This is a genomic window from Pseudomonas juntendi (assembly GCF_009932375.1).
GTDB lineage: Bacteria > Pseudomonadota > Gammaproteobacteria > Pseudomonadales > Pseudomonadaceae > Aquipseudomonas > Aquipseudomonas juntendi.
In genome coordinates this window covers 1-10810 of the sequence record NZ_BLJG01000119.1, presented here as the reverse complement: position 1 = coordinate 10810, position 10810 = coordinate 1, and the positions used below count along the sequence as shown (strand labels likewise).

Below are 10810 nucleotides of genomic sequence, written 5' to 3'. Positions count from 1 at the left end.
GCAGGTCCTTCGCGGGCACGCCCGCTCCTACAGGTTGGGCGCTGAACTCAAGAAATGCGCGATCCCCTGTGGGAGCGGGCGTGCCCGCGAAGGGTCGCAAAGCGGCCCCAAATTACTTAACTGACAGGCATTAGCCCCGTGGGCGCCTTTGTCTATTGCGGTGTCACTCAGCCAATGGCCTTGGACGCCAGCCAGAACAAGCCGGCCGCCAGGCCCATCGAGGCTGGCAGGGTCAGAACCCAAGCCATCAGGATGGTTTTGACGGTGCCACCTTGCAGGCCGCTTTTGTTGGCGACCATGGTGCCGGCCACGCCGGACGACAGCACGTGAGTGGTCGAAACCGGCAAGGCGAACACGTTGGCCATGCCGATGGCACAGGCCGCGGTGATCTGTGCCGACATGCCCTGGGCATAGGTCATGCCCTGCTTGCCGATCTTCTCGCCAACGGTCAGCACTACACGCTTCCAGCCCACCATGGTGCCCAGGCCCAAGGCCAGGGCAACGGCCACGATCACCCAGAACGGGGCGTATTCAGTGGTGGCGGTAAGGTCCTTGCGCAGTTTTTCCAGGTCGGCCTTTTCGCGGGCTTCCAGGCCAGGCAGCTTGCCAACCTTCTTCGCGGTGTCGTCCAGGCACAGCAGGTAGCGGCGTACTTCAACGCGCTTCTCGGCAGCCAGGCTGTGATAGTCGGTCACGCCTTGCAACGAGGTCTGCAGTGCGGCGATGGTCGGCTCGGTCTGCTGCGGGTTGCAACTGAACTGTTCCGGCAGGTCGCTGGCCTTGGCCTTGCCCAGGGCCAGGAACTCGCCCAGGGTGGCGGCGTTGCGCTCGTAGAACTGGCTCATGTGCAAGGTGGCGTCGCGGGTACGCTCGATCTGATAGGTGGTGCTGTTCAGGTCGAGCACGAACTTGGCCGGAACGATACCGATCAGCACCAGCATGATCAGGCCAATGCCTTTCTGGCCGTCGTTGGAACCGTGCACGAAGCTCACGCCCATGGCAGAAACCACCAGGACCAGGCGGTTCCAGAAGGGCGGGTGCTTCTTGTCGTCGAGTTTACGGCGCTGTTCGGGGGTCTTGTGCATCTTCGACAGCGGGCGCCACCACTTCAGGCCGAGCAGCACCAGGGCGGCTACGGCGAAGCCGGCCATTGGCGAGACCACCAGCGACATGGCAATGTCGATGGCTTTCTGCCAGTTAACGCCGTCTCCCAGCGGGATGTCGTTGATCAGGGCATTGGCCAGACCTACACCCAGAATAGAGCCGATCAGCGTGTGCGAACTGGAAGCGGGAATACCGAAATACCAGGTGCCGAGGTTCCAGGTGATGGCCGCGGCCAGCAGGGAGAAGACCATGGCCAGGCCGTGCCCGGTGTTCACATTGATCAGCAACTCTACCGGCAGCAGGTGCACGATGGCGTAGGCCACCCCGACACCGCCCAGCAGTACGCCGAAGAAGTTGAACACGCCGGAGAAGAACACGGCGAGGTGGGGAGGCATGGCTTTGGTATAGATGACGGTAGCTACCGCGTTTGCGGTGTCATGAAAGCCATTGATGAACTCGAAGGCGAGTACGAAGGTCAAGGCGAGCAGCAGGCTCACCAATACCCAGGCATCCAGTCCGCTGAATAAATCGATCATGAAGGTTGTCTGGCGGTCATAGGGGGGCGGGATTATGCCAGAAAACCTTGGCAATCGATGCACCTCCAGCAGGCCGTTGGCACGGCCAAAAGCGCCAAAGCTGCCCTGCGAGCGGCCCTTGATTACAGGGCAAGTTCAGCTTAAATCGGCGAATTGCTGCGAAAATCAGGTCAAAAACGTAAAGGTCCAGCTTCGGCGCTAATTAAAACGATCGTTTGAAATTTGTGAAAATCCATTTCACTTAGCTTGGGTAATAAGACCAACACGCCCGGCCGAGCCGGGCGGACACAGCGCTGCATTGACCCGGGTCAGGGGTTCTCGCTGCGTAGTTCCTTTTCCATGCGTTCCAGTTCCTGGCTGAAAGCCTGGTCTCGCAGGCTGGCGCGTTTGCGCCAGGGTTTGCGCTCCGGTTCCGTTTGTGCGGCATAGGTGGTGACTTCGCCGCCGTAGACATCCTTGTAACGTTCAGCCTGGCGCTCGAGTTCTGCGCGCAGTTCATCTTTCGTCACATGCAGTACCTGAATTAAGTGTAATCACGGGGGTAACGCGTTATGCGCTTGTGCGCCCTGTTCCGGCCGCAACGTCTTGGTTCCACGAAAGGTTCCGTGGGCACAATTGCGTCACGACTGTCGTGCCGATTATAGCAACCGATAATTTGCCGAACATCGTTATTTAACCAGCACCGCCATCATCCGACGCACGTTATGGCATGTGCGGGTAAACAAGTTGGGGCTTTCTTACAAGTTTGAAAGGCATGCCGGATAAAAGTTCGGGCAACAAGCTGACGAGGCGGGAATGAAAAACGGCCCCGCCGCAAGGCGAGGCCGTTGCCTGGGGACTTCTACGGTGGGTACCTGACCAGTCTCTCCAAAGAAGCCACATGTGGCAGGAGAAAGGTATAAGCAAAAGTGTCAGCGGTCAATTGCGATTATCGGCCGTTTGTTCGATAATCGCACGAACCGGCGTTTTTTTTGAGGTGTGCGATGAGTGACGAAACGGTGGACAACGCTTCTGCCAGCCCAGAGGCGGCACGGCCTGTGTTGGCGGCCATGGCGCCGCCGATCGTGGCCTCGCCGGCCAAGCGCATCCAGGCTTTCACCGGCGACCCGGACTTCATGACATCCCTGGCCCGTGGCCTGGCGGTGATCCAGGCTTTCCAGGAGCGCAAGCGCCACCTCACCATCGCCCAGATCAGCCACCGTACCGAAATACCCCGGGCCGCCGTGCGCCGTTGCCTGCACACGCTGATCAAGCTGGGCTATGCCACCACCGACGGGCGCACCTACTCGCTGCTACCCAAAGTGCTGACCCTGGGGCATGCCTACCTGTCATCCACGCCATTGGCGATTTCGGCCCAGCCGTACCTGGACCGCATCAGCGACCAGCTGCACGAGGCGGCCAACATGGCCACCCTCGAAGGTGACGACATCCTTTATATAGCCCGTTCGGCCACAGTCGAGCGCCTGATTTCGGTCGATTTGTCGGTGGGCGGGCGCCTGCCCGCCTACTGCACGTCGATGGGGCGCATTCTGCTGGCGGCGCTGGATGACACCAGCCTGCGCGAATACCTGGAGCGGGCCGACCTCAAGGCGCGCACCAGCCGTACCTTGCATGATGCCGAATCGTTGTTCGCCTGTATTCAGCAGGTCCGCGCCCAAGGCTGGTGTGTAGTGGACCAGGAACTGGAGCAGGGGCTGCGCTCGATTGCCGTGCCGGTGTATGACGCTTCCGGGCAGGTGCTGGCAGCCTTGAACGTAAGTACCCACGTCGGGCGGGTCACGCGCAGCGAACTGGAGCAGCGCTTCTTGCCGATCCTGCTGGCTGCCAGCCGGGACCTGTGCCACCAGCTGTTTGGTTGAGCGCGCAAGGGGGGGGCGCGCCAGCGGTTTTTTGAACAGGCAAAACGGTTTCCTGTGCGATAAACGCACAGTGTCGTTCGCGGCGAATTGCGTCACCTGCGCCCGCTGATTAATGTCTCTCGCAACGGTCGGCTGTGCCGACCGAACAAGAAAAACATGAGGCACATACCATGCATACTGTCCCTAGGCTGCTGCGCTCGCACCCGCATGCAGTTTCGTTGTATCCAGGCTGACCCAGGCCATTTTCCCTAGCGTTGCCCACCTGTACCGGCTAGCCGAGTGCAAAGGCCTGGCTGTGCCCCCTATTCTGGATAACAACAATGAACCAAGCGCAAACCAACGTCGGCGCAAGCCTTGACGTCCAGTCGTTCATCAATCAGCAACCGTTGTCCCGCTATCAGTGGCGGGTCGTGCTGCTGTGCTTTCTGATCGTCTTCCTCGATGGCCTGGACACGGCCGCCATGGGCTTCATCGCCCCGGCCCTTTCACAGGAATGGGGCATTGACCGTGCCAGCCTGGGCCCGGTGATGAGTGCCGCGTTGATCGGCATGGTCTTCGGCGCCCTGGGCTCGGGGCCGCTGGCCGACCGCTTTGGCCGCAAGGGCGTGCTGGTGGGTGCGGTACTGGTATTCGGTGGCTTCAGCCTGGCCTCGGCCTATGCCACCAACGTCGACCAACTGCTGGTGCTGCGCTTCCTGACCGGCCTTGGCCTGGGGGCGGGTATGCCCAACGCCACCACGCTGCTGTCGGAGTACACCCCAGAGCGCCTCAAGTCGCTGCTGGTCACCAGCATGTTCTGCGGCTTCAACCTGGGTATGGCCGGCGGTGGCTTCATTTCCGCGAAAATGATCCCGGCCTATGGCTGGCACAGCCTGCTGGTAGTCGGTGGGGTGCTGCCGTTGCTGCTGGCCGTGGTGCTGATGGTCTGGCTGCCGGAGTCGGCGCGCTTCCTGGTGGTGCGTAACCGTGGCACTGACAGGGTGCGCAAGACCTTGTCGCCGATCGCCCCGCAGGTGGTGGCCGAGGCGGCGAGCTTCAGCGTGCCGGAACAGAAGGCCGTGGCCGCCCGCAACGTGTTCTCGGTGATTTTCTCTGGCACCTACGGCCTGGGTACCGTACTGCTGTGGCTGACTTATTTCATGGGCCTGGTGATCGTCTATCTGCTGACCAGCTGGCTGCCGACCCTGATGCGTGACAGTGGCGCGAGCATGGAGCAGGCGGCCTTTATCGGTGCCTTGTTCCAGTTTGGTGGCGTGCTGAGTGCGGTCGGTGTGGGTTGGGCCATGGACCGCTTCAACCCGCACAAGGTGATTGGCATCTTCTACTTGCTGGCCGGGGTATTCGCCTACGCAGTAGGGCAGAGCCTGGGCAATATCACCTTGCTGGCTACGCTGGTACTCGTGGCAGGTATGTGCGTGAACGGCGCCCAGTCGGCCATGCCGTCGCTGGCGGCGCGCTTCTACCCGACCCAAGGCCGGGCGACCGGGGTATCGTGGATGCTGGGCATCGGCCGCTTCGGCGCGATTCTCGGGGCCTGGAGCGGCGCAACCCTGTTGGGCCTGGGCTGGAGCTTCGAGCAGGTGCTCACGGCGCTGCTGGTGCCGGCGGCGCTGGCTACCGTTGGGGTGGTGGTGAAAGGGCTGGTGAGCCACGCCGACGCCACCTGATAGCGAGGCCGCCCTTGCCGGCCAGGCGCTGTACGAAGGTGGGTAGCAAGGCAACAAATAGTTCGATAATCGCACGAATAGTCGATTATCGGATTGTAAGCTACCCACCGGCCTCCTTAATCTGAGCTTACTGAAGCACCCTGACCAGGAGCCTCCAATGCCACGTGCAGACCACCACCGAACCCACCGAAATCAAGCTGCCACCCCGCGTGACCTTGATGCCCGTACCGCCGCGGCCCATGGCCAGCCGGCAGGAGAAGCCTGATGCGAGACGTATTCATCTGTGACGCCATCCGTACCCCGATTGGCCGCTTTGGCGGTGCCTTGGCCGGTGTGCGTGCCGACGACCTGGCCGCCGTGCCACTGAAGGCGCTGATCGAGCGCAACCCCGGTGTGCAGTGGGACCAGGTTGACGAGGTGTTCTTCGGGTGCGCTAACCAGGCAGGTGAAGACAACCGCAACGTGGCGCGCATGGCGCTGCTGCTGGCCGGCCTGCCCGAAAGCATTCCGGGCGTTACCCTTAACCGCCTGTGTGCCTCGGGCATGGATGCCATTGGCACTGCTTTCCGCGCCATTGCCAGCGGGGAAATGGAGCTGGCCATCGCCGGGGGTGTGGAATCGATGTCGCGGGCCCCGTTCGTCATGGGCAAGGCCGAAAGCGGCTATTCGCGCAACATGAAGCTGGAAGACACGACCATTGGCTGGCGTTTCATCAACCCGCTGATGAAGAGCCAGTACGGCGTGGACTCGATGCCGGAAACCGCCGACAACGTGGCCGACGATTATCAGGTGTCGCGCGCCGACCAGGATGCTTTCGCCTTGCGCAGCCAGCAAAAGGCCGCTGCAGCGCAGGCCGCCGGCTTTTTTGCCGAAGAAATCGTGCCGGTGCGCATCGCCCACAAGAAGGGTGAAGTGATCGTCGAGCGTGATGAACACCTGCGCCCGGAGACCACCCTGGAAGCGTTGACCAAGCTCAAGCCGGTCAACGGCCCGGACAAGACCGTCACCGCCGGCAACGCTTCGGGCGTCAACGATGGTGCGGCAGCACTGATCCTGGCCTCGGCTGAAGCGGTGAAGAAGCATGGCCTTACCCCGCGTGCCCGCGTTCTGGGCATGGCCAGCGGTGGCGTTGCGCCACGGGTGATGGGCATTGGCCCGGTCCCGGCAGTACGTAAGCTGACCGAGCGCCTGGGTGTGGCGGTGAATGATTTCGATGTGATCGAGCTCAATGAGGCGTTCGCCAGCCAAGGCCTGGCAGTGCTGCGTGAGCTGGGCGTGGCCGATGATGCGCCGCAGGTAAACCCCAATGGCGGCGCGATCGCGCTGGGCCACCCGCTGGGCATGAGCGGTGCTCGCCTGGTGCTGACGGCCTTGCATCAACTGGAGAAAAACGGTGGCCGTAAAGGCCTGGCGACCATGTGCGTGGGCGTCGGCCAAGGCTTGGCGCTGGCCATCGAACGGGTTTGACCTGTCCTGGCCCCTTCGTGGGGCAAGCCGGGTGTTACAGCATGGTCGTTGCCCACTGCACAACGGCAAACTGTGGCAGCAGGCTTGCCCCGCGAAGGGGCCGGCACCTTCGACCCAAGGCCAATTGCCAGCTTCAAGGCGGAACGAGGTGTTACCAGGTATGTCTAGACTAACCTGTGACCCTTCAGGAGTAACCTCACCATGACTTCAACCTATTACACCGGTGAAGAGCGCAGCAAGCGCATCTTCGCTATCGTTGGTGCCTCTTCGGGCAACCTGGTGGAATGGTTCGACTTTTACGTCTATGCCTTCTGTGCGATCTACTTCGCCCCGGCGTTCTTCCCCTCCGACGACCCCACGGTGCAGTTGCTGAATACCGCGGGGGTATTCGCCGCAGGCTTCTTGATGCGCCCGATTGGTGGCTGGATCTTCGGCCGCCTCGCTGACCGCCATGGCCGCAAGAACTCGCTGATGATCTCGGTGCTGATGATGTGCTTCGGCTCGCTGATGATCGCCTGCCTACCCACCTATGCCAGCATTGGCACCTGGGCCCCGGCGCTGTTGTTGCTGGCGCGCCTGATCCAGGGCCTGTCGGTGGGTGGCGAGTACGGCACCACCGCCACGTACATGAGTGAGGTGGCCCTGCGCGGCCAGCGCGGCTTCTTTGCCTCGTTCCAGTACGTGACGCTGATCGGCGGCCAGCTTTTGGCCGTGCTGGTGGTGGTGATCCTGCAGCAGCTGCTGACCGAGGATGAGCTGCGTGCCTGGGGCTGGCGCATTCCGTTCGTGGTCGGGGCCATTGCAGCACTGATCTCGTTGATGCTGCGCCGCTCGCTGCACGAAACCAGCAGCGCCGAAACCCGTCAGGACAAGGATGCCGGCACCATCAAAGGCTTGTTCAGCAACCACGCTGCAGCCTTCATCACCGTGCTGGGCTACACCGCAGGTGGGTCGCTGATTTTCTACACCTTCACCACCTATATGCAGAAGTACCTGGTGAATACCGCTGGCATGACGGCGAAGAACGCCAGTTATGTGATGACGGCTGCGCTGTTCCTGTTCATGGTGCTGCAGCCGTTCTTCGGCATGCTGTCCGACCGTATTGGGCGACGCAATTCCATGCTGCTGTTCGGGGCGTTGGGAACGCTGTTCACCGTGCCGCTGCTGATGGCGTTGAAAACCGTGACCAGCCCGTTCATGGCCTTCGTGCTGATCAGCCTGGCACTGTGCATCGTCAGTTTCTATACCTCGATCAGCGGCCTGGTGAAGGCCGAAATGTTCCCGCCGCAAGTTCGCGCGCTGGGTGTAGGCCTGGCTTACGCGGTGGCCAACGCGGCATTCGGCGGTTCGGCCGAGTACGTGGCCCTGGGGCTGAAGACCATGGGGATGGAGAATACGTTCTACTGGTACGTGACGGCGATGATGGCGATAGCCTTCCTGTTCAGCCTGCGCCTGCCGAAGCAGGCCGAGTACCTGCACCATGATCATTAAGGAAGCTGCATGAGCAACCAACTGTTCGACGCCTACTTCACCGCGCCGGCCATGCGCGAGGTTTTTTCCGACCGTCGCCGCCTGCAGGGCATGCTGGATTTCGAGGCCGCGCTCGCCCGCGCCGAGGCTTCGGTCGGCTTGGTTCCGCACAGCGCCGTGGCCGCCATCGAGGCGGCCTGCCAGGCCGAGCGCTATGACGTAGGCGCCCTGGCCAATGCCATCGCCAGCGCTGGCAATTCGGCAATCCCGCTGGTGAAGGCGTTGGGCAAGGTGATCGCCACCGGCGTGCCCGAGGCCGAGCGTTATGTGCACTTGGGCGCTACCAGCCAGGATGCGATGGACAGCGGCTTGGTATTGCAGTTGCGCGCTGCCCTCGACTTGCTGGAAAGCGACCTTGGCCAACTTGCCGAAACCTTGGCGCAGCAGGCCTTGAAGCACGCCGACACCCCCATGGTGGGGCGCACGTGGCTGCAACATGCCACGCCGGTGACCTTGGGCATGAAGCTGGCCGGGGTGCTTGGCGCCGTGACCCGCCATCGCCAGCGCTTGCAGGCGTTGCGCCCGCGCTTGCTGGTGCTGCAGTTCGGCGGCGCCTCGGGCAGCCTGGCGGCCTTGGGCAGCAAGGCGTTGCCGGTGGCCGAGGCGCTGGCCGAGCAACTGCGGCTGGCCCTGCCGGAACAGCCTTGGCACACCCAGCGCGACCGCTTGGTGGAGTTTGCCTCGGTGCTGGGCATGATCGCCGGCAGCCTTGGCAAGTTCGGCCGCGATGTCAGCTTGCTGATGCAAACCGAGGCTGGCGAGGTGTTCGAGCCTTCCGCGCCGGGCAAGGGCGGCTCTTCGACCATGCCCCACAAGCGTAACCCGGTGGGGGCCGCCGTTCTGATCGGGGCCGCCACCCGGGTGCCGGGGCTGGTTTCGACGATGTTCAGCGCCATGCCCCAGGAACACGAGCGCAGCCTGGGGTTGTGGCATGCCGAATGGGAAACCCTGCCAGAAATCTGCTGCCTGGTCTCCGGTGCGCTGCGCCAGGCCCAGGTGATTGCCGAGGGGATGGAGGTGGATGCCGAGCGCATGCGCCGCAACCTCGACCTGACCCAGGGCCTGGTGCTGGCCGAGGCAGTGAGCATTGTGCTGGCACAGCGCCTGGGCCGCGACCGCGCCCACCACCTGCTGGAGCAATGCTGCCAGCGCGCCGTGGCCGAGCAGCGTCACCTGCGTGCCGTGCTGGGTGACGAGCCGCAGGTCAGCGCCGAACTGTCCGCCGAGGAACTCGATCGCTTGCTCGACCCCGCCCATTACCTGGGCCAGGCCCGCGTCTGGGTGGCGCGCGCCGTGTCCGAACATCAACGTTTCACTGCCTGAAGGAGACCGCTGTGGCGCATTTGCAACTGGCCGATGGCGTTTTGAATTACCAACTCGATGGCCCGGCAGACGCCCCGGTGCTGGTCCTGTCCAACTCGCTGGGTACCGACCTGGGCATGTGGGACGCCCAGATGCCGCTGTGGGCCGAGCAATTCCGGGTGCTGCGCTACGACACCCGTGGCCACGGTGCATCGCTGGTCACCGAAGGCCCTTATTCCATCGAGCAACTGGGCCGCGATGTGCTGGCGCTGCTCGATGGCCTGGACATTGCCAAGGCGCACTTTGTCGGCTTGTCGATGGGTGGCCTGATTGGCCAGTGGCTGGGCATCAATGCCGGTGAGCGCTTGCGTAGCCTGACCTTGTGCAACACCGCCGCCAAAATCGCCAATGACGAGGTGTGGAACACCCGTATCGACACCGTGCTCAAGGGCGGCCAGCAGGCCATGGTCGACCTGCGCGATGCGTCCATTGCCCGCTGGTTCACCCCAGGCTTTGCCCAGGCACAAGCCGCAGAGGCCCAGCGTATCTGCCAGATGCTGGCGCAGACCAGCCCCCAGGGGTATGCCGGCAACTGCGCGGCGGTGCGCGATGCCGACTTCCGTGAGCAACTCGGTCGCATCCAGGTGCCGACGTTGATCGTGGCAGGGACAGAAGATGTGGTAACCACCCCGGCGCACGGCCAGTTCATGCAAACCGGTATTGCCGGTGCCGAATACGTCGAGTTCCCGGCAGCGCACCTGTCCAACGTCGAGATTGGCGAGGCGTTCAGCCGCCGCGTGCTCGCCTTCCTGTTGGCTCACTGAGGACCCTGCCATGGACGAGAAACAACGCTACGACGCCGGCATGCAAGTACGCCGCGCGGTACTGGGCGATGCCCATGTGGACCGCAGCCTGGAAAAGCTCAACGACTTCAATGGCGAGTTCCAGGAAATGATTACCCGCCACGCGTGGGGTGACATCTGGACCCGCCCCGGCCTGCCACGTCACACCCGCAGCCTGATCACCATTGCCATGCTGATCGGCATGAACCGTAACGACGAACTGAAGCTGCACCTGCGCGCGGCGGCCAACAACGGCGTGACCCGCGACGAGATCAAGGAAGTGCTGATGCAGAGCGCGATCTACTGCGGCATTCCAGCGGCCAACGCCACCTTCCACCTGGCGGAGTCGGTGTGGGACGAGCTAGGGGTAGAGTCGCGTAGCTGACCCTCACGCGGCCCCGCCTGTAGGAGCGGCCTTGTGTCGCGATGGGCTGCGCAGCAGCCCCGGAATATCAGCTTCGCAGCTACGATTGCCGGGGCCGCTGCGCAGCCCATCGCGACAC

General features: G+C 63.0%; 9 protein-coding genes. 7 read left to right on the top strand and 2 right to left on the bottom strand.

Going from position 1 to position 10810, the window contains the following annotated elements; all coding sequences use genetic code 11:
• Positions 1-167: 167 nt before the first annotated feature.
• Positions 168-1640, bottom strand: coding sequence for an inorganic phosphate transporter (locus GYA94_RS16830; RefSeq protein ID WP_009685626.1), 1473 nt, complete (start codon positions 1638-1640; stop codon positions 168-170).
• A gap of 308 nt (positions 1641-1948) precedes the next feature.
• Complete coding sequence (locus tag GYA94_RS16825; protein WP_009685625.1) at positions 1949-2149, bottom strand: hypothetical protein; 201 nt, start codon at positions 2147-2149, stop codon at positions 1949-1951.
• A gap of 474 nt (positions 2150-2623) precedes the next feature.
• Here GYA94_RS16825 and pcaR point away from each other — a divergent pair, with 474 nt between their 5' ends.
• The 7 genes from pcaR to pcaC all read left to right on the top strand — a co-directional run bounded on the left by pcaR (position 2624) and on the right by pcaC (position 10692).
• On the top strand, positions 2624-3499 hold the full coding sequence (gene pcaR, locus GYA94_RS16820; protein WP_009685624.1) for a pca regulon transcriptional regulator PcaR: 876 nt from the start codon (positions 2624-2626) through the stop codon (positions 3497-3499).
• A gap of 320 nt (positions 3500-3819) precedes the next feature.
• Positions 3820-5166, top strand: coding sequence for a 4-hydroxybenzoate transporter PcaK (pcaK, locus tag GYA94_RS16815; protein WP_054912070.1), 1347 nt, complete (start codon positions 3820-3822; stop codon positions 5164-5166).
• Positions 5167-5427: 261 nt separating this feature from the next.
• Positions 5428-6633 carry a 3-oxoadipyl-CoA thiolase gene (pcaF, locus tag GYA94_RS16810; RefSeq protein ID WP_174824187.1) on the top strand — a complete coding sequence of 402 codons (1206 nt, stop codon included), beginning with the start codon at positions 5428-5430 and terminating at the stop codon, positions 6631-6633.
• A 201-nt stretch (positions 6634-6834) separates the two neighbouring features.
• The gene (locus tag GYA94_RS16805; RefSeq protein ID WP_009685621.1) at positions 6835-8124 is read left to right on the top strand and encodes an MFS family transporter; all 1290 of its coding nucleotides are present in this window, start codon (positions 6835-6837) and stop codon (positions 8122-8124) included.
• A 9-nt stretch (positions 8125-8133) separates the two neighbouring features.
• Complete coding sequence (locus GYA94_RS16800) at positions 8134-9486, top strand: 3-carboxy-cis,cis-muconate cycloisomerase (protein ID WP_161892740.1); 1353 nt, start codon at positions 8134-8136, stop codon at positions 9484-9486.
• Positions 9487-9497: 11 nt separating this feature from the next.
• Positions 9498-10289 (top strand): 3-oxoadipate enol-lactonase, encoded by a 792-nt coding sequence (gene pcaD / locus GYA94_RS16795; protein WP_009685618.1) that lies wholly within the window; start codon positions 9498-9500, stop codon positions 10287-10289.
• A 10-nt stretch (positions 10290-10299) separates the two neighbouring features.
• The gene (pcaC, locus tag GYA94_RS16790) at positions 10300-10692 is read left to right on the top strand and encodes a 4-carboxymuconolactone decarboxylase (protein ID WP_047583944.1); all 393 of its coding nucleotides are present in this window, start codon (positions 10300-10302) and stop codon (positions 10690-10692) included.
• Positions 10693-10810 lie beyond the last annotated feature (118 nt).